The sequence below is a fragment of the Paenibacillus jilunlii genome (assembly GCF_900102965.1).
Classification (GTDB): Bacteria; Bacillota; Bacilli; order Paenibacillales; family Paenibacillaceae; genus Paenibacillus_AQ; species Paenibacillus_AQ jilunlii.
The window spans coordinates 379,003-399,002 of sequence record NZ_FNGM01000001.1 but is presented as its reverse complement, the minus strand read 5'-3'; the positions used below and the strand labels follow the sequence as shown (position 1 = coordinate 399,002).

At 45.3% G+C, this 20,000-nt stretch carries 18 protein-coding genes; 6 read left to right on the top strand and 12 right to left on the bottom strand.

Features of this window, described 5'->3' with window-relative positions:
• Positions 1 to 12: 12 nt before the first annotated feature.
• The gene (locus BLQ82_RS01825) at positions 13 to 1,335 is read left to right on the top strand and encodes a sugar phosphate nucleotidyltransferase (protein ID WP_062526817.1); all 1,323 of its coding nucleotides are present in this window, start codon (positions 13 to 15) and stop codon (positions 1,333 to 1,335) included.
• Positions 1,336 to 1,492: 157 nt separating this feature from the next.
• On the opposite strand, the gene BLQ82_RS01820 is transcribed toward BLQ82_RS01825, so the two are convergent.
• Both BLQ82_RS01820 and sbnA read right to left on the bottom strand, forming a co-directional pair.
• Positions 1,493 to 2,458 (bottom strand): 2,3-diaminopropionate biosynthesis protein SbnB, encoded by a 966-nt coding sequence (locus BLQ82_RS01820; protein WP_062526815.1) that lies wholly within the window; start codon positions 2,456 to 2,458, stop codon positions 1,493 to 1,495.
• Positions 2,459 to 2,496: 38 nt separating this feature from the next.
• Positions 2,497 to 4,707 carry a 2,3-diaminopropionate biosynthesis protein SbnA gene (gene sbnA, locus BLQ82_RS33045; protein ID WP_341874769.1) on the bottom strand — a complete coding sequence of 737 codons (2,211 nt, stop codon included), beginning with the start codon at positions 4,705 to 4,707 and terminating at the stop codon, positions 2,497 to 2,499.
• Positions 4,708 to 4,871: 164 nt separating this feature from the next.
• On the opposite strand from sbnA, the gene BLQ82_RS01810 reads away from it, so the two are divergent.
• A complete protein-coding gene (locus BLQ82_RS01810) occupies positions 4,872 to 5,711 on the top strand; it encodes a YheC/YheD family protein (RefSeq protein WP_062526813.1) in 840 nt (279 codons plus the stop codon).
• A gap of 68 nt (positions 5,712 to 5,779) precedes the next feature.
• Here BLQ82_RS01810 and BLQ82_RS01805 read toward each other — a convergent pair whose 3' ends face one another.
• The gene (locus BLQ82_RS01805; protein WP_062526811.1) at positions 5,780 to 6,301 is read right to left on the bottom strand and encodes a CDP-alcohol phosphatidyltransferase family protein; all 522 of its coding nucleotides are present in this window, start codon (positions 6,299 to 6,301) and stop codon (positions 5,780 to 5,782) included.
• A gap of 25 nt (positions 6,302 to 6,326) precedes the next feature.
• Entirely contained in the window at positions 6,327 to 7,025 is a 699-nt protein-coding gene (locus tag BLQ82_RS01800; protein ID WP_062526808.1) for a TVP38/TMEM64 family protein, read from the bottom strand.
• 155 nt (positions 7,026 to 7,180) lie between these two features.
• Between BLQ82_RS01800 and BLQ82_RS01795 the strand changes: the two genes are divergently transcribed.
• Positions 7,181 to 7,879 carry a response regulator transcription factor gene (locus BLQ82_RS01795; protein ID WP_062526806.1) on the top strand — a complete coding sequence of 233 codons (699 nt, stop codon included), beginning with the start codon at positions 7,181 to 7,183 and terminating at the stop codon, positions 7,877 to 7,879.
• Positions 7,872 to 9,218 (top strand): sensor histidine kinase, encoded by a 1,347-nt coding sequence (locus BLQ82_RS01790; RefSeq protein ID WP_062526804.1) that lies wholly within the window; start codon positions 7,872 to 7,874, stop codon positions 9,216 to 9,218. Before BLQ82_RS01795 ends, BLQ82_RS01790 begins: the two co-directional genes overlap by 8 nt.
• A gap of 88 nt (positions 9,219 to 9,306) precedes the next feature.
• On the opposite strand, the gene BLQ82_RS01785 is transcribed toward BLQ82_RS01790, so the two are convergent.
• Positions 9,307 to 10,164 carry an alpha/beta fold hydrolase gene (locus BLQ82_RS01785; protein ID WP_062526803.1) on the bottom strand — a complete coding sequence of 286 codons (858 nt, stop codon included), beginning with the start codon at positions 10,162 to 10,164 and terminating at the stop codon, positions 9,307 to 9,309.
• Between the two features lie 305 nt (positions 10,165 to 10,469).
• Between BLQ82_RS01785 and BLQ82_RS01780 the strand changes: the two genes are divergently transcribed.
• Positions 10,470 to 11,087 (top strand): histidine phosphatase family protein, encoded by a 618-nt coding sequence (locus BLQ82_RS01780; protein ID WP_062526801.1) that lies wholly within the window; start codon positions 10,470 to 10,472, stop codon positions 11,085 to 11,087.
• Positions 11,088 to 11,245: 158 nt separating this feature from the next.
• On the opposite strand, the gene BLQ82_RS01775 is transcribed toward BLQ82_RS01780, so the two are convergent.
• From BLQ82_RS01775 to BLQ82_RS01745, 7 genes are all read right to left on the bottom strand, one after another.
• Entirely contained in the window at positions 11,246 to 12,430 is a 1,185-nt protein-coding gene (locus BLQ82_RS01775; RefSeq protein WP_244280669.1) for a MalY/PatB family protein, read from the bottom strand.
• A 29-nt stretch (positions 12,431 to 12,459) separates the two neighbouring features.
• Complete coding sequence (locus BLQ82_RS01770; RefSeq protein ID WP_163704391.1) at positions 12,460 to 13,635, bottom strand: MFS transporter; 1,176 nt, start codon at positions 13,633 to 13,635, stop codon at positions 12,460 to 12,462.
• A gap of 69 nt (positions 13,636 to 13,704) precedes the next feature.
• Complete coding sequence (locus BLQ82_RS01765; protein ID WP_062526797.1) at positions 13,705 to 14,109, bottom strand: MerR family transcriptional regulator; 405 nt, start codon at positions 14,107 to 14,109, stop codon at positions 13,705 to 13,707.
• A 142-nt stretch (positions 14,110 to 14,251) separates the two neighbouring features.
• Complete coding sequence (locus tag BLQ82_RS01760; protein ID WP_062526795.1) at positions 14,252 to 15,676, bottom strand: 6-phospho-beta-glucosidase; 1,425 nt, start codon at positions 15,674 to 15,676, stop codon at positions 14,252 to 14,254.
• 36 nt (positions 15,677 to 15,712) lie between these two features.
• Positions 15,713 to 17,581: a beta-glucoside-specific PTS transporter subunit IIABC gene (locus BLQ82_RS01755; RefSeq protein ID WP_062526793.1), complete on the bottom strand. Its 1,869-nt coding sequence runs from the start codon at positions 17,579 to 17,581 to the stop codon at positions 15,713 to 15,715.
• A gap of 167 nt (positions 17,582 to 17,748) precedes the next feature.
• Complete coding sequence (locus tag BLQ82_RS01750; RefSeq protein WP_062526791.1) at positions 17,749 to 18,630, bottom strand: LysR family transcriptional regulator; 882 nt, start codon at positions 18,628 to 18,630, stop codon at positions 17,749 to 17,751.
• Positions 18,631 to 18,638: 8 nt separating this feature from the next.
• Positions 18,639 to 19,493, bottom strand: a complete 855-nt coding sequence (locus BLQ82_RS01745) for a DUF3737 family protein (RefSeq protein WP_062526789.1) — start codon at positions 19,491 to 19,493, stop codon at positions 18,639 to 18,641.
• A gap of 167 nt (positions 19,494 to 19,660) precedes the next feature.
• Here BLQ82_RS01745 and BLQ82_RS01740 point away from each other — a divergent pair, with 167 nt between their 5' ends.
• Positions 19,661 to 19,981 carry a carboxymuconolactone decarboxylase family protein gene (locus tag BLQ82_RS01740; RefSeq protein ID WP_062526787.1) on the top strand — a complete coding sequence of 107 codons (321 nt, stop codon included), beginning with the start codon at positions 19,661 to 19,663 and terminating at the stop codon, positions 19,979 to 19,981.
• Positions 19,982 to 20,000: the final 19 nt, after the last annotated feature.

The window sequence follows — 20,000 nt, the reverse complement described above, 5'->3', positions numbered from 1 at the left end:
AGGCAGACAGCTGTGCATACCATTCTTCTATGCGGCGGTTCCGGCCAGCGGCTGTGGCCGCTGTCGGGCCGCATCCGTTCCAAAATGTTTCTGGAGCTGCTTCCCGCACCGGATGGAGGCAAAGAGTCCATGATCGGGCGGGTATGCCGCCAGTTAGATCATGCCGGTCTTGGTTCAACGGCATTGTTCGTCGCACATGAGGATCAGATGGCCCTGACGCGGCGGCACACCCGGAACCGGTATCCGGTGATTGGGGAGCCCGGCAAGCGGGGCACGTTCACAGCAGCTGCGCTCGGGGCGCTCTATTTGCATTCCACAGGAAAAGCCAAACCGGAAGACACGTTATGTGTCGCTCCAGCCGATATGTACACGGATGATGCCTTCTTCGATTGTTTTCGCCAGTTCCCGGACATATTGGCGGATTCCCAGGCCGAGCTTGTCCTGCTTGGGACAAGGCCCACCCATCCTTCGGATCAGTACGGCTATATCATTCCGGGGAACGCCGGATCGGGAGCGTATGCCCCCGTTCTGTCATTTCAGGAAAAGCCGGACAGCGCCAGGGCTGAGGAGCTTATACAGCAGCAGGCATTATGGAACTGCGGCATTTTTGCTTTTCGCCTAAGCTTCATGCTGTCGCATTTGCAGCACATGGGTCTGCCTGCTGAACTCACTGCATTTACAGGTCTGTACCCCGAATTCCCGGTCCGCAGCTTCGACCAGGAAGTGGCGGAGCGCAGCCGGAAAGCTGTCGTGCTGAGGCATGAAGGAGAATGGCGCGATTTGGGCAGCTGGGACGCACTGACCGCCCGTCTGACCGATCCGGTAATTGGTGAAGGCGGGATTTGGGGCAGCTCCCGGGACACTCATATTGTTAACGGCCTGGGGATTCCGCTGCATGTGATCGGGGTATCCGGCATCGTCGCCGCAGGAAGTCCCGAGGGCATCCTGATTGCCGGCAAAGGGGAGGCGAATGCCATTAAAGAAATCCTGCAAAATGCGGCAGAGGAACCGAGGTATGGTGAAACCGGATGGGGAAGCTATACTGTCCTCGACCGGACCGTCAGCGGACCGGAGCTTATCCTGACCCTTGCCTTATCCCTGCTGCCAGGCCATGACCTGCCTGAATTACAATGTCAGCATTCCGCCAAGAGCTGGGTAATTCTGTCCGGTCAGGGAGAAATCGTGCTGAACGGGCAGTCCGCTGCAGTAAGGACAGGCGGAATCTTTACAATCGCCAGGGGAGACAGGCATGGGATTAGGGCTTTTACTGCCCTGAAGCTGATAGAGATCAGGACTCTCGCTGAAGAGGATGACCGGCGGATCTACAATTCTTGAGCGTTGCCCCTCACCGGCAGCCCGGAAGGAGCTTAGAGCGCACATTATTGTACACCGTGCAGGATATTAGCCCATTTGGCGTGCTTAGAGCACACATTACAGATGGACCCGCTTGCTCCTGCACTCTGCACCACGCCTGGTTCCCGTAAACTTTGCCTTACTTAAGCACGGTCCCCAGCCCTTTCTCCCTTGCCTGCTTCACGTAATATACCGCTGTAGCAATATCGAAAACGGCCATGCCCATCGGGCAGAAAAAGACCGGCTCATCTTCAGCGAAACCGGCCAGGCAGCGCCGGACGACGACATCGGTAATCCTTCCTGTGCCGCCGCGGGTCAGCCCCCGTTCCAGATGGAGCCGCTCAATGTCCGTATTCTCCCGGCAGACCTCATCCCAGTCGTCGACGATAACGGCTGTCACCGCAGCTAACGCCTCCGGCTTGTAATCCCGCAGTGAAACATTCAGCAGAAGGCTGCCCTGGGCTGGAGGGAGATCGATATACCGGTGGTTGGATACAGTACATGTGATCAAGATATTGGAATGCAAATAGACATCTGCCCATGTGGCGGCCGCTTCCGTCCTGTCTCTATATAGAGGCGGGATTTCTGCCAAATCCGCTCCCCGGATATCATAGATCCGGATACTTTCAATCCGCTGGCCGTACAGAGCCATAGCCATTTGATAATGATACTGTCCGACCGGTCCCCAGCCGACAATGCCGAGATGAATCCGCTCTAGCGGGCGCGCCTGCAGCCAGTGGCGGATCATCAGCCCGCTGATGGAAGCTGTCCTGACGATGCTGGGGACCGGCGAATTCAGGATTGCTGAGGGCTGGCCTGTAAGGGGGTCATTCAATACGATGATGCTATGGGCGCGGGGAAGACCGGACTTAATATTATCCGGGAAGCTGGAAATCCACTTGATTCCCGCCGCGCTCACCTCTCCCCCTACGTAAGCGGGCATTGCGATAATACGGTTGTTAGGATTGTTATACCTTAAGTAGGGCTTTACCGGCTGTGCGTAATCACCGGAATCAAGAATGCGCACCGCAGATTCTACGGAGTCCACCAAGGCAGGCCAATCCAGCCCAACGGCCCGGAGATCCCGGTCGTTTAAGTACAGCATGCTGCTCCTCCTTTACCAGTGTGATGAACTAATCTTTCTTATCTATCAAAAAGATCGCCGCTTTCAGCCGCGAAGCTATGGCCGAACTGGTTCTGCACCCATGAATCCGAGTACACGGTATCGAGGTAACGTTCTCCCTTGTCATGCACAATCACCGCGCAGACAGATCCCGGAGCCACTTCCTGCTCCATATGCTTCACTGCGGCAATAATTCCCCCTGAGGATGCGCCGGCCAGGATCGATTCATCCTGTGCGAGTGCCCGGCAGCCTGCAACGATCTCGGAGTCCGGGACATGCACGACACGGTCAATCAGATCACTTCTGCACAAGGGAGGCACGATTCCGGCACCGAGTCCCGGGAAGCGCCGCTGTCCCTTATTTCCGCCGAAAATGGCGCTGCCTTCCGCGTCAACGGCCACAATCTTGGTCTTCAGGCCATGATCCCTTGCATATTCCGCAAGACCGCGGATGGTGCCGCATGTACTGACGCTGCAAAACAAATAATCTACCCGGTCAAGTGCAGCTACGATTTCTTTCATCGTCGTGTGGTAGTGGGACAAATAATTGTTCGGATTACCATACTGATTCAGCCAGAAGCTGCCCGGCAGCTCTGCCAGGAGCTGCTGCACACGTTTCAGCCGTGCCGGCAAAAACTCGCCTGTGTCAGGGTCGGGATCGGCTACAACATCTATTTTGGCATCCAATGCCTTAAGGATTTGAAGATTTGTCTCCGTTGTTCTAGGGTCTACTACACTAATAAACCCCATCCCCAGATATTTGCAGATCATAGCCAGGCTGATCGCCATATTTCCCGAGCTGGATTCAATGATGGAAGTTCCCGGCCCTATCTCCCCGGCCTTCCAAGCCTCCTGGATCATCCGCAGGGCCGGGCGGTCCTTCGCGCTTCCCCCGGGGTTCAGCAGCTCCATTTTCGCATAGACCCCAAAACCGCTGTTCCGGAACAAGTTGCCCAGCCTGATTACAGGCGTATTTCCGATGGCCGCCAAAATGCCGCCGCTGAGGTTCACCCCTGCCCTGTCCTTCTGCTGCTGGTAATATAACTTTTTGTTCTTCACCTGACCGCTCTCCAGCGGCTCGTCTCCGGCTGCCAGAATCACCTCAATCTCCTTCAGCAGATGGCCCCTGATCATCATGCCGATTTCGGGAATGCACTCTCTGATTTCGTCCCGAATTACCGGAATGATGGAGTTATCTGCAGATTTGCTTTTGACAGATACGGTCAGCGCATTATTCTTTACTTTAACCCGGATGATCGCATCTTCAAGATGACGGTATACCACCTGTTCGATATCGTACAGGCTGATTTTTTCCCCGTGCTTCAGCTCCCGGCCCACCCGTTTGACGATAGAACCAAAGCTCTGCTTCTCTACTCCCCCAACCGTCACAGGCCTGAAGTCCCTTACTACGTCATAAGTAACGAACCGGATCGCCGGCAGCATCGTGCGGACATTAGAGGTAAGGACCAGGATTCGTTCATCTGTTCCCAATGGCCTCAATTCCCCGCCTAACTCCTGCGTTCCAATCCCTTCCGCATAAATGCCGTCAGCAAAAATATACCTGCCCAGATCATGGGAGTAATAGGCGATCGTGCCGATTTCAATAGAACCATACGTATCGATGATGTCGCTGGGATCAAGACCGAACAGGCGGGCCATATTCCGCTGCCACTCGGGTGTGGCGATTTCCCCGACCAGAATAATTTTACGGATTCCAAAGGCACGCGGATTATCGGCGGCATATACGATATGGTCAAGGATGGAGGGCATCGTGTACAGCAGATCAGGCTTAAAGGCCCGAATCCGTTCAATATGCTGTTCGACCGGCAGCTCAAAGGGGATTGCACTCTTTTCCAGCCCCAGCCGCTCAAAAATGGTTAGGGCCGTCTCCGCTGCATGTCCGGTACCCATGTCCGCCATCGCTCTGGTACATCCGCTTCCTGCAATCAGCTCGCCAAACAGCTCCGTTTTGATATCGATATAGTGCTTCTCGTCTTCCTCTGAGTAGAATATCGCCTTTCTGCGGCCTGAGCTTGTGCCCGACGTCCTGTATACAGCTAGAGAAGGATCGCCGGAAGCTGTATAATAATGGGTTTCAAGAATTTCCGCCGTCATTAGCGGGAGGTGCTGCAGCTTATAATCCGTTGTCTCATCACCGATCAGCCCCTTGTACCAAGGAAAACACCCGATCACTTCATGCACCTTATCCTGCAATTTGTCCAGCAGCATCATAGCCGCCTCCTGCTCCGCCGCATCTGCAGCCTCATTAGATAATCACCTGCAATAATCATATGTAGAACGCCTATGGTGTGTTCTTTTATTGCGCGGCGCCCAATCCAAAGCTGACTTGTTACCGTAATATAGCCTATATAGACTAATTGAGACGGAGGGATAGAGTGAAGGAGCAAATCCGGCGGATATCCAGCAAGCTGACGAAAACAAAGGTGCTGGCCAGGAGCCAAGAGTTAAGAAGGCATATCCCGGTAACCAAAAAAATGAATCAGAGCGTACTTCAGGAGATGCTGCAAAAATATCAGATGGTGTACGTTAAGCCATGCTGCGGGTCTTTGGGGCAGGGGGTGATGCGGGTTGAAAAAACAGCGGGCAGCAGCTTGAGAAGCAAAAACAGTGGGGAGCATACCCCGAGGGTTAGGATGTCTTACCGCTATCAGGCGGGTACGCAAATACACAAATTCTCTGATTTTGACACGGCATATCGTGCAATCCATAGAGAAACCCAAGGGAAGTCCTATCTGGTCCAAAAAGGAATCCGGCTCCTGGTTCACCAGGGCCGTCCTTTCGATATCCGGGTGATGGTGCAGCGCAATCTCAAGGGCCAGTGGGAAGCTACAGGGGCGGCAGGACGGGTAGCGCATCCGCTCAAGGTGGTTACCAACGGCAGCCAAGGGGGAACGATTTATCCGGTTGAGGTATTATTAACACCCTATACCAGCCTGAAGAAGCGGACAGCATTGATCGCAGCCATGTATGACATTGGCGTGAAGTCCGCCAGGCAGCTAAGCACCGCCTATCCCGGCCTTCAGGAAATCGGCGTGGACCTTGCCCTGGACCGGCACCTGAAGCCATGGATTCTGGAAGTCAATACAGCCCCCGATCCCTGTCCGTTCACCAAGCTGAAGGACCGCAGCATGATTAACCGGATCGTCAGATATGGCAAGGCGTATGGACGGACTTACAATCTTAAGTGCGGGAAAGCGAAGCAGGGTGTGGTGTAAAACTACAAGGCTAGGCATGGTAATTTTTCATTGAATTCCTCCTAAACCAGCATATTCATCATGTTGGTTTATTTTTTGTTGAATTTAAATTTGGAGACCATGAGGTAGGCAAGGAACAGCAACAGCACAACAGAACCCATTGTAAAAGCACTATTGATAGGGGCAGCCAATGAATACGCGGCGAGAATAAAACCCGCGACGGTAATGGGCACGCCTATAAATACATTGTCGAAATGACTGATGTTATATTTGGCCAAGCGATAAGAGCCGCTGATGACATACAACAATAACACGCAGATGCCAATCCCTTTGATATAGCCCAGGTTCAGAAAATTATACTTGCAGAAGATTAACAGCGCCGGCGCAACTCCGAATGAGATCAGATCCGCCAGGGAATCCAGTGCTTTGCCGAGTGTGCTGGATACGTTCAAGAAACGGGCGATTCTCCCGTCATATCTATCCACTGCCGCCGCAAGAATTAGAAACACCCCGCTGATAAAGTAGTTCTCATTGATAATCTCAAGTATGGCCAGAACCCCAAACGATAAATTCAGGAACGTAAGCACATTGGGTATAGACTTTTTAAGCATACTTCTCTCCGCCTTCAGCAATAAATTATGAACGGCCGGCGCTCTTGCCGGCCCCGAATTTGTGAATCAGCTTATCCTTATAAATAAATCCCAATACGAAAGCCAGCAAAGCCAGCACGGAAAGGATGATGGTGGAGGTATAGTTTTTCTGATAAATGTTGGACCCGACCGCTACAGATGCGATCAGCCAAGGCAATCTTCCCGCAAGCAGTATTCCGAAGAACCTGAGCGGCTTCATCGGCGTCAGCCCTGCAATATACACCAATAAATCCTTGGGCAGCCCGGGAATCAGGAAGAAAATAAACAAAAATACCGAAAAATTCTTTCTCTCCATCATATCTGTCATCCACTTAAGCTTTTTCTTTTCGATTAATCTTCCAACCAGGAAGCCTCCCATAAATCTGGTGAAATAAAAGGCAATCGCTGAGCCTAACAGCATCCCGGCCGTTACATAAACTGTTCCCAGTGTGACGCCATAAATGTAGCCTCCGGCAATTTGCACGACCTCCCCCGGAATCGGGGCAATTACGGTTTGGAGAATTTGGAACAGGCTTAATATCACCGGTCCCCATTTGCCGCTTGAGAGGACATACTTGCGGAATTCATCGAAGGACGCGGTCAATTCAAGGATATCCGGCAGATATTTCAGCATTAGAGCAACTGCCAAACCCGCCAATATTAACAAGGATATTCTGCCGATAAAGATTTTTCTGGATGGGGCCATAAGTAGATGATCCTTTCTTACGTATTGTAGTTCGCAGTATACGGGGAGGTTCTTAAGGATGACCTAAAGAGAATCTTAAGAATTCTTAAGTCCTCTCTATCCGCTAGATTAAATCAATATTGAATTATATACTGAGAGCGAACGGAGGAAGATCAATGAACCATACAACGAATATTCTGATCGCAGATGACAACGATGAGATCCGGGAGATTGTCCGTGTGTTATTAAAAAGCGAGGGCTACAATGTAATCGAAGCGGTAGACGGAGATGATGCGGTCCATAAGGTCGATGAAACGATAGATTTATTCATCCTTGATATTATGATGCCTGGAAAATCCGGATTTAAGGCATGTGTGGAGATCCGCGAGAAATCAAGCGCTCCTATATTATTTTTAACAGCAAAAACGCAAGACTCCGATAAATACATGGCCTTCTCTGCGGGAAGCGACGACTACCTCTCCAAACCCTTTTCCTATACTGAGCTGGTCTCCAGGGTAAAGGCGCTGCTGAGAAGATATTACGTCTATAAAGGAAAAGACAGCGTGACTTCTCCAGGCAGCATCCGCATTCATGATTTGACCATCAATACCGCCTCCAATGAGGTGGCTATGGCCCAGCAAGAGCTTACGCTGACCGAAATTGAATATCAAATTCTGCTGCTGCTGGCACAGAACCGGAAGAAAATATTTTCTGCACAAAATCTATATGAGAGCGTGTGGAACGAGCCTTATTTCTATAGCTGCAACAATACGGTCATGGTGCATATCCGCAATCTGAGAAGCAAATTGGAGGCCGATCCGCAGAACCCAGAGTATATCAAAACCGTCTGGGGGAAGGGGTATCGCATTGATTAGGAAGCCCGTATCCGGCAAGCTGAGGAACAAATTAATTCTATCTCTGTTGTTCTCGTTCATAGTCTCTGCAGGCATCTTTCTGTTGCTGCAATTCACTGCGGAGGACCTTATGGGGGACTATTTCAATAAAAGCACCTTCATGGAGAATCAAAAAAATCAAGCCATTGCCGAATTCAAGGAATATGTGTCCGATAACAGGCTGGCCTTGAGCGATCATGAGCAGCTAACCAAATGGGTGGGCAAAATGGAATATGTATCGGTCTTTCTTTTCAAAGATCATAACCTGGTATACAGCTCGGATCGTGAAGAGGCTGCTGCCGGAGACGAGAATTACATAATAAACCCGGTTCTCAAAGGGATTCCGCTTGTGCCTGTCGCTTTTGCCGACACCAACGTCCAGCTATATATGGAATGCTTTTTTGAATACAAGTATTTTTCTATCATTAGCTATGTAACCCTCGCCCTCTCCTTTATCTGCTTTATCTGCATCATGTTGTTCTTTATCAACCGGAAAACTTCTTATATCGGAGTACTGGAAAATGAAATCAAAATACTGGAGGGGGGCAATCTGGATTACCCCATTACAGTCAGCGGCGATGATGAGCTATCTTCACTGGCTCAAAGCATCAATGAAATGAGAAAATCCTTTATGGAAAGACTGAACAGTGAAGACCGGGCGAGGTTGGCCAACAGTGAACTGGTTACGGCGATGTCACATGATCTGAGAACACCGCTCACAGCGCTTGTAGGTTATCTGGATATCATTGCGTACCAAAAATATGGCACCGAAGACAACCTGAACAAGTATATTCACAACAGCCGCGAAAAAGCCTATCAAATCAAAACGCTGTCAGACCAATTGTTTGAGTATTTTACAGTGTTTAATACCGAAGAGGAAGATTTGGCGCTGGACACCTTCGACGGAATGCCATTGATTGATCAGCTAATGGATGAGCAGCTGCTGGGACTGCAAAATCACGGGATTCAATTTGAGTATCTTCCCTGCAGCGCCCCCTTTCAGATCGACATCAATTTGCTTGCCGTGCGCAGAGTGTTTGATAATCTCTTTTCCAACATTACAAAATATGCGGAAACATCGAAACCCGTAATTATTAAATGCTCTCTTGCCAATCAATGGTTATGGCTGGATATTCAAAATCATATCAGCCCTAACCTGGAAAGGGTAAGCGGCACAGGCATCGGCATGAAAACATGTGAGAAAATTATCAAAAACCACAAGGGGACCCTGGCCGTCACACGAACCGGAGATATGTATTGTGTCCACATCCGTTTGCCCGTGAAGGAATCTGCTCTGTCCCCACCACAGCTTTGCAACTAACGAGCGGCAGCGTATCCAGGCTTCTAGTACAAGCAATTGGTTCTGGATTGCTTGTACTAGAAGTTTTATGTGACCAAGTCCATTTATCTCACAAGATATCATATTTCTTTAAGAAAGCCCCAATAAGTTCCCCTATTTCATTCGCATGTGTTTCCAATGCAAAATGGCCGGTATCTAACAGATGAATCTCGGCATCAGGCACATCTTTTTTAAAGGCGTTAGCCCCCTCAGGAATAAATGAAACATCGTTTTTACCCCAAGCTGCCAAAACTGGCGGTTGATATTCGCGAAGATACTGCTGAAAGAGTGGATACATCTTGATATTATTCTGGTAATCAAAAATTAAATCTAATTGTTTTTCATCATTTTCAGACCGGGACATATATGCAATATCCAGATTATAACCATCAGGAGAAACCCGATTAGCTTGTGTTCCATCAAGATATTGACTCTTAATCGTATCAGCTTCAAATGCGCTCCGATAACTTTCTCTTTTTTGAGGTGTTGGATTACGCCAATATTCTGCCCGCGCAGCCCACTTCTTACCTAAACCCTCCTCGTATATATTACCATTCTGGCTAATTATCGCCGTAACATCATCTGGGTGGTTCATGGCTAAACGAAAGCCAATAGGCGCCCCATAATCAAAGACATACAGGGCATACTTAGTAAGTCCCAGCCGTTCAATAAAGGCTGCAATAATTTCAGTCAGATGGTCAAATGTATAACTAAATGAGCTTCTATCAGGTGATGTTGTTTGCCCGAATCCCGGATAATCAGGAGCAATTACGTGATAGCCTTCTGCTAAAACCGGTATTAAATCCCGGAACATGTGACTTGAAGTGGGAAAACCATGGAGCAATAAAATTACCGGTTTGCCGGGATCACCAGCCTCCCGGTAAAAAACATTTAAGCCTTCTACCTCTAAATAATGATACTCCGTCAAGTTAAACCCTCCTATTTCCTCATTTGCGAATACGTATGTTCGAATCAGAACCGTTTCTCCTGACGATTTCCGCAGCGGATTGGCCGTTGGCTAACCTAAGACCTAGCTTGGGATTCCCCTTTTTAATTAATTGTAATCCCTCCAAGATATCGTGTAAAATTGGAATAGGTCCAGACAAGTATAAGTATTCGTATCCAACAACTTGAAAGCGGGCTGATTCCTTATCCAGCTCCTGATTTTGTTGATGACTTTTCCGAATTCATACATAATGATGTTAACAGCCAATATTGATGGAGGCCATTTTTATGAGTATAAAACTGTATTTAACGCGACACGGTGAAACGGAATGGAACGTTGTGCACCGCATGCAGGGTTTTGAAGATTCCCCCTTAACAGAACGCGGAGTCCGTCAGGCAAAAAGCTTAAAAACCGCCTTGGATGCTGTCCCTTTAGACATTGTCTACACGAGCCCGAGTCCCCGGGCTATACGAACGGCAGAATTAATTTGCGGGGACAGGAATATCCCATTGGAAACTTCCGAAGCGCTGATGGAAATGGGGTTTGGGATCTGGGAAGGACGCGTTCACGCTGACGTGGAAGCCCAGTTTCCTGAGCAATGGAATCTTTTTTGGAACGACCCCGAGAAGTTTGCAATAACTGACAGCGAAACGTATACGCAGGTGCATGACAGAGCCATTGGATTCTTAAATGAAATTGTGCAGAAACACCCCGGGAAATCGGTGCTCATTGTTACGCATACCATTGTAGTCAAAATGCTGATGGCTCATTTTGCCGGAAGCGAAATGAAGCAGCTATGGAAATCGCCCGAAATCCTTCCAACTAGCCTTTCAAGGATCGATATCACGGATGATGTTGCTGAGATTATACTGCATGGGGACGTCAAGCATTATAAAAACTTGTAAATCTCTAACAGGAACAAAATCACCCTGGGGGGTGAATAACAACACGGGGCTTCCCGGCCGCAGGGATTCCCCACCGCTCCAAAATCAACGGGGGCATGCTGAAGACGGATCGTTATTATAGGCAGGCTTAGCGTCCTTTTTTAGTGGACATTAGCAGTTCAGCCTTTTTTAGCTTTGTGAAAAATCTCAATCCCCCGCTTCAAACGCTGCAAGCCATCTTCCAGACGCGTTTTGGGACAGGCGTAGTTCATTCTAATGAACCCTTGTCCATTCCCGCCAAAAATGGCTCCTTCAGAAATATACAACCCGGTTTCTCTTCTTATAAATTCACCTAAAGCTTTCGAATCATTAGTTACAGCTGTGCAATCAATCCACGCCAGGTAGGTAGCCTCAGAATGAATGACTTTAAGCTCTGGAAGCTCTGTTGCAATAAAATATTCAATCCATTGCTTATTGCCCATTAAATATTCCAGCAATGCGTCAAGCCAAGGTTCCCCTTCTGTAAAAGCAGAAATGGCTCCTTCAATTGCAAAAGCATTGGGTTCGGCCACTTCATCGGTATTGATGCCACGATTCACAAGCGCCCGCAGCTTCGGATTAGGTACGATAATAGATGACGTTTGGAGTCCTGCCAGATTAAATGTTTTGGTTGGAGCCACACACGTGATACTATTCAGGGCTATCTCTTCGGATACTGAAGCAAAGGGAGTATAACGGTAGCCAGGATGCGTTAAATCACAATGAATTTCATCAGAAAGGATCAGGACATGATGTTTAATACAAAGGTTGCCGATTGTCTCAAGTGTTTGTTTGTCCCACACTTTGCCTACTGGATTATGCGGGTTGCAGAAAATCAGAAGTGTTGTTTCAGGGTCGGCTAGTTTCTCTTCAAGATCGGTGAAGTCGATGGAATACCTTTGATCCTTATAGACCAGTTCGCTCGTAAGAACTTTTCGCTGATTATTCACGATCGAGTTATAAAAGATATTATAGACTGGAGCCAGCACCAGCACTTTCTCATTAACTTTGGTCATTTTACGCACAATGGAGGAAATCGCCGGGACGACACCAGTACAGAACATAATCCATTCCTGTTGTATCTGAAATTGATGCCTCCTTCTCCACCACTCTGCAACCGCATTATAGTACGTATCAGGTACCATGGTGTAACCCAAGATCTTATGGTCTAATCTCTTCTGCAGAGCCTCTACGATCACTGGAGATATCTCGAAATCCATGTCTGCCACCCACAGCGCAAGCTCGTTGGAATTAATATCCCATTTATAAGAGTTCGTGCCCAAACGATTAGTCATTTTATCAAAGTCAAACACTGTATGCTTCACCGCTTTCCCCAGATTAACGAGCTGCTTCGTTAGACGAATTCTTTGAACACTTTTCTTTTTTGATTTACGTAAGCTACACCAAAACCAGTTATGGCAATCAATAAGAGAATAACTGCATTAGTGGAAACCAATGATTGTATACTAGGGATATAAAATAGTTGTCTAATCAATGTCCCTTCATAAGGTGAAAGTGTGGCTCCTAAGTTATAAGCGACCAACACGATCGTAGTGCCCAATTTTGCCATTTTCGCAATTTGCTGCGTAAATGTATGCAGCAAATAAGGCATGATACACCGAAATGAAAAACCGATAACCATTGAACAAAATGTAGTAAGAAAAACACTCTGTGAGATCGTCGTTACAAACATGGATACTCCAAGTAAAAGGATGGCTAAAGGTACAATATAGTTCCCGAGATATTTATATAATTTGCCAAAAGAGAAGCCGGCAATAAAGGCTCCTAAACCTATAAAGGCAATCATATTGCTGCCATTCGTCGCGTTCCCAATATTTCTCTCCATAATCAAAGGAGTAATCTGGATATTGTAGTTGATAAAAATAGTTACAATTACAAACAATAAAATGCCAAAGCCAATCATCACTCGTAAAGGTCTTCTATTACTTGGATGGTCTGAGGTCTTTGTTTGTTGCTCCGCCCTGCTTTTCTCTAGCTCCTTTTTATCAGCCGGAACAAAGAAAAGGAATGCTGCAAAAATGGGAAGTGCCAATGCATAAACATAAAATGATGTGTACCAGTTAATTTTTAATAATTGGCCCACGAATAGCGTCAGACCGATACCTCCCAATCCTTCAAAGGCACTCTCGAGTCCAATTAAAGATGCCTGTTTTCCAGGATTATTCTGGTATATGTCGCTGATCATCTGAATGATTAACCGGTTAAATAAACCTATACCCAGACCAAACAAACAGCGGGAAACGAATAACAATGAAAAAATATCGTGCTTCAATGCCGGGAATGTCCCTGCAATGAATACGAATCCTAACCCTGTTAAAATGGTTCTCTTCTTTCCGATCCACAGTTCCAGCCGATTCCCGATTAGAACACCAAAAATGACAAACAGGGAAGGTATTGTAGTCAGTAACCCTACCTGTGTCAGAGAAATAGCAGGAAAATCCTGCGCTATCGCCGGAATATTAGCGGCGATTACCGGTCCTGAAGAAATTAATAACGCAACTGACAGCAAGGAGTATGTTTTTAGTTTTTCCTTAGATTTAATAGTTATTTCACTCCTTTTAGCAGCCGGGTTTCTGATTTATTCATGCTTTGCTTCTGTTACGAGCGTGCCTTTGAGCTTGTTCTCCCGTTCAAGCAATTTTCCGTCATAGTCCTTAATTTTCCCGGCCAATCTGCTGATTGATTTATCGATTTCATCCCGCTTCTCTATGAGCTTCTCCCTTTCATCGACCAAAATTTTTTGGCGTGCTTCTAACGAATGATCTCCTGTAGCGAATAAAGACTTATACTCAATTAATGCCTCTATTGTCAAACCTGATTCCCGCATACATTTTACAAAATCAATCCATTTAATGTCTTCTTCGTTGTAGTCGCGCACTCCACTTTTATTCCGATTTATCGGTGGAAACAAGCCTATGCTCTCGTAGTATCTTAAGGTTGCTGCTGAAAGATCAAACAGCTTAGCGACCTGGGTAATATTCATCTCATTCACCTCAATGTCATTTTGTTTCTAACCTTATCACTTAAAGTTCACTTTAAGTCAAGGAAGATAATACGATCATTTATATAGCAATAACGCATCGAGTCCATGACTCCACGCGTATTGCTTCTTCAGTAATTGCTAGTCAAAGTTGTTTACCATTACTGCTAATTACTTTTTTGTACCACTCAAAGGATTTTTTCTTGCTGCGTTTCAATGTGCCGTTTCCGTAATCATCTTTATCCACATAAATGAAACCGTATCTCTTACTCATCTCTCCAGAACTGGAACTTACTAAATCAATACAACCCCAAGTTGTATACCCCAGCAAATCAACCCCATCCTCTTCTACTGCTGTTATAAAGGCTTGGATATGTTCACGCAGGTACCCGATTCTGTAATCATCAGCGATATATCCAATCCCGTCAGGTGCATCTAACGCTCCCAATCCATTTTCGACAATGAATAACGGCTTTTGATAGCGGTCATATAAGGCGTTCAATGTAATTCTTAGTCCAAGCGGATCAATCTGCCATCCCCATTCACTTGTTCTTAAATGTGGGTTGCGCAGTGTCGGAAACAGATTAGCCGCTGTTTGTGTATTTACTTCCGGGTCTGCACTGGTTAAACGTGAACCATAGTAGCTGAACGAAATAAAGTCAACGGTATTATTTCTTAAGCATTCCTCATCCCCGTCTTCCATCTCTAAGTGAATATTCATTCGTTCAAACATTTTCTTGGCATAGCTTGGATATTCCCCGCGGGATTGCACATCAACGAAGAAGTAATGCTCCCGGTCTCTTGTCATTGCTTTCCATACGTCATCTGGTGCACAAGTATACGGATAAGTGCTGGCACCCGCTAACATACATCCAATCTTAAATCCGGGATTGATTCTGCGCGCAATTTCAGTTGCTTTCGCACTTGCGACCAATTGATGATGTGCTGCCTGATACTTCACAGCCTCTTCATTTTCGCCTACCTCAAACACTAAGCCAGAGCTTCCAAAAGGCAAATGCAGTAACATGTTGATTTCATTAAAGGTTAGCCAATACTTCACTTTATCTTTATACCGGGTGAAGATGGTTTCACATAGTCTCTCATAATAATCAACCATTTTGCGGCTTCTCCAGGAGCCGATTGTTTTCACCAAATGGATAGGTACATCAAAATGAGTAATCGTTACTAAGGGCTCAATGCCATATTTTAAACATTCATCAAAAACACGTTCGTAGAATTTCAACCCCTCTTCATTCGGAAGCCCGTCATCTCCATTAGGGTAGATCCGTGTCCATGCCAAGGATAAACGGAAGCACTTAAAACCCATTTCCGCTAATAATGCGATGTCTTCTTTATAGCGATGATAGAAATCAATGGCTTCATGGCTTGGATAAAAATGTTCTTCGTCACATTCGAGCATTCTGACCTTGCCTTTCATAACAGGAACCCGATCCTTCCCCGCTGGAATTACATCGACCGTAGACAGCCCTTTATTTCCTTCTGCGTATCCGCCTTCACATTGGTTCGCAGCTGTAGCTCCACCCCACAGAAAATCTTTTCTTAAGACCATTTATATACACTCCTATGCTTAAAATATTAAATATTGTTATGCTTTTACAAGCAGCAGCTCATCGTTAAAATCAATATTTCTATAACTGCTATCTGTGATCACGTCAGAATAAAGATAGGTGTTTGTTACAATAACAGGAGTCTGAGTGATATAACCTTCCTGTTTGATTTTTTCCAGATCAAAGGTCAGCAGCGTCTGTCCTTTAGTAATTCTCTGGCCCTCTTCAACGAAGGCTTCAAAATATTTTCCATTAAGCTTAACCGTGTTCAATCCAACATGGATAAGGATTTCGACACCGTCATCAGATAATAAACCCATTGCATGTTTCTTAGGAAACAGTGTAACGACAACCCCATTAAAAGGAGCAATCACTTTTCCTTCACCTGGTTCAATGGCAATTCCCTTTCCCATTGCTTCAGAAGCAAATGCAGCATCTTGTATGTCCTGCAGTGGGATTATGGCCCCTTTAATCGGGCTCATAACCACAGAGTCTTTAATTGTAGTCATTTCGTCCTCACTGATAATAGTTGCTTGGATGATCAAATCTTTTTCATATTTCAGACTTAAGAAGTAGGTAATAACCGCTGTTACAACAGCTGTAATTACTAATGCAATCAATATATTATATAGATTCCAGATATTATCTCCGATGTATAGTGGAATAGCCGGAATTCCTGAAGCACCTGTCGCATAACGCGAAACATTCATCAGCCCTGCGTAAAGTCCACCACTGGCAGCACCAATCATAGCAGCAATAAGGGGATACTTTTTAGGTAAATTAACACCGTAAAGCGCAGCTTCCGTAATTCCCATCAGGCCTGTAATTCCGCTGGAATTGGCAATTTGTTTACTTGCTGAGTCTTTCGTTCTCCATCCGACAACTAAAGCAGCAACACCCTGAGAAATATTGGATACTAATGCTCCCGGACCGATTATATTTTCGTATCCCAATGTAGTGATTTGAGTCAGTGATAATGGGACGATATTATGATGCAGCCCAAACATAACAAGAATAGGCCAGAAGGTTGCGATTAAAAAAATAATCAGCCAAGATCCATGTGAACCCAGGAAATCAAATCCCATGGCTAAATAAGTTCCGAAAAATGATCCTAACGGTCCTAATACAGTTAAGCTGATGAGTCCTACCACCAAAATTGTAAACATCGGAACAAAAATAATTTTCACAGCGTTTGGAATGATTTTTTTGAATATGGGTTCAATATAGGATTGTGCCCAAATCGTCAAGAGAATGGGAACAACTGAGGAACTGTAAGAAACCAGTGTCAACGGAATTCCGAAAACGCTAACTTCATTCCCGTCTGTCCGCAATTGGGATAAATTCGGATGGAGCAATATACCAGCCAAAACCAGTGCCAGAACGGGGCTGCATTTTAATTTGTTGGCAGCTGAATAGGATAATAAAAAGGGTAAGAAGAAAAAAATGGCGTCCGACATAAAATTGACTACATAGTAGGTTTGGGACTCCTTGGAAAGCCAACCAAACAAAATGAGAAGAGCCAACAATGCTTTTATCATACCAGCGCCTGCAATAGCAGGAACGATTGGACTAAATGTCCCGGAAACGAAATCGATCAATTTGCCAAAAACACTTACTTTTCTCGCATCGGCCGTTTTATCATTTGAATTTTCCGCAGGATGGAAATGCTTGATGACCTCAGTGTATACGTCTTCAACATGTGTTCCAATGACCACCTGAAACTGTCCACCGCTCTCGATAGCATCAATTACACCATCTAACGCTTTAATCGCTTTTTGATCTGCCTTATTATTATCATTCAATGCAAATCTAAGTCTGGTCATGCAATGAGTTAATGTAGATATATTTTCCCTGCCGCCAACTTTCTCTACAATTTCTTGAGCTAATTTTTCATATTTCTGGCTCATACAATAATGCCCCCTCTTAATAAATGCTGCATAATATGAATGAATAGGGAAGCGCTTTACAAAAATAAAAGCTATTTATAAGTGATAAGTAAAGGCTTCATTCACATTACACCTTTAAAATATCACTATATAAACAGCTATAGCCAATGCCTATATTTCATTCTTTATTATGCCTGTAAGGCATGTTTAATATACTGTAAAAACCTGGTCGCAGTCTGACTGAAAATTTTATGTTTTTTCCAGACGATTACACACCCGAATTGAAGTTCAGGATAAAAGGGCCTAAAGCATAAATCATCAGAATGCTTCATTGCTAAAGCACCCTCAATACAAATTGCCGTTCCCATTCCCTGCTCCACGAGATTAATCACATTGGATATTAAGTTATAAGTAGCTACCAAGCGTAACTGTGAATGCTCATCGGCAAACCAACTGGCAATTTCATTTTGTAATACCGATCGGCTGGGGATAAGCAAGGGAACTCCAGCTAGGTCTTTGGATGTTACATATTCCTTCTGTGCAAGTGTTGATGAGGTTCTTGTGAGAATTCCCCAGCGTTCCTTTTGCGGCAGTCTGATAAAATTATATTTTTCAATGTGAATAGGTTCTAACAAAACGCCAACCTCAAGTAATCCCTTATCTATTTTTTCCTTTATGTCATCGCCTGTCCCGCTGAAAATATGATAAGTAACCTGCGGATATTCAATATTAAACGCTTTTAACAACTCAAATATAACATTTGATGTTAATGATTCAACACTTCCAATGGATATTGTTCCTCCAACCAAATTGTTCTGATCTTTGAACTCTCTCTCTGTTTTATCCGCAAGGATAAGGATTTCTTCTGCTCTCTGACGCAAAAGCATCCCCGCATCGGTTAATGTTATCTTACTTTTTCCGCGTATAAACAATTGAGTTCCTAAGTCTTTTTCCAGATCAGCCAGCTGCCTGCTTAACGTAGGCTGTGTCACATGCAGGATGGTAGCCGCATGCGTAATATTTTCCACACGGGCTACAGTCAGAAAATAGCGAAGTACTCTTAATTCCATTGTTCCTCCTAGGTTATATTCATTTGATCGTTCAGCCCATATACAGTATTTGAAGTGACCACTTCTTCATCGTCCAGTATTAATTCACCAATCCCTTTCGCTTTAATGCTTCCGGAGAGTGGATTTTTGACACTGTCAATCATTGTAGTTGTTGTCACATTAATGGTGGAATATTCAAAGGCTAAATCCGTATTGATTATATTCCCATCCTCAATTACCACGTTCTCCATGTAACACATCCCTTGATTACTCTCAATGGTACAGTTAATAAACGTAATGTTTTTGGAATTCCAGCCTAAATATTCTCCGGTGATCAACGAATCATATACCGTGACATTTTCACAGTTCCAGAATGCATCTTTTGAAAGTAGCCTCGAATTCCGGATTTCTATGTTTTTCGCGCCATCGAAAGCATAGTTTCCTGCCAAAGTTAAATCATCAACTCTGACATTTTCACTGTTCATCCCAAAATAATCTCCTCTTGCAGTTACATGTACTAATTCAATATCTTTACAGTTCCATAGTGTCTCCTCTGCATTAGGCATATCCACATGATTCAGACAGATATCACTTGCCCGGCGAAATGTCTTGGGTGCTTCAATGACACTATCATTCATATAAACATGATGGCTGTACCAGATTCCTGAGCGTGCCATTTCCTGAAGAGTTGTGTTCTTTAGACTAATGTTCTGGCAATACCATAGCGGATACTTCCATTTAAAAAAACTGTTGTGGATGGTAATATCATTACTTTCCTTCAGCGGTGATTCACCTTCCGCAAAAGTAGAATTTTTAATCAAAAGATTCTTGCTCTTAAATAGTGCACGTTCTCCTGTAAGCTTTTGTTGATCAATAGTTTGCATTGTTAATCCCCCTATCTCAAATCAGCTTACAACTTAAAGTTAACTTGAAGTCAAATATTTTCGACACGAATAGATCGATAATTATTGATCTCTACTTGCGTTAAAGTCCACTTGAAGTTGTACACTAGATGATGTTGCAGCTAATACATGAATGGAGGATGGTAACAATGGCTGAGAAACAAACTGCAGGAAGAGACAAGCTGGGAGAATTTGCACCTAAATTTGCTGAACTGAACGATGATGTATTGTTTGGTGAGGTTTGGTCAAGGGAGGAAGAACTTTCTCCCCGCGACCGCAGCATGATTACAGTAGCAGCTTTAATCTCAGGAGGAAACTTTGAACAATTAACTCCACATCTTCATAAAGCGCAAGCAAACGGAATTACCCAAGAAGAAATTGCAGAGATCATTACACACCTTTCGTTCTATGCCGGTTGGCCCAAAGCTTGGTCTTCTTTTAACATCGCTAAGGAAATCTATAAAGAATAAAAATAGAGAGGATGTCCAT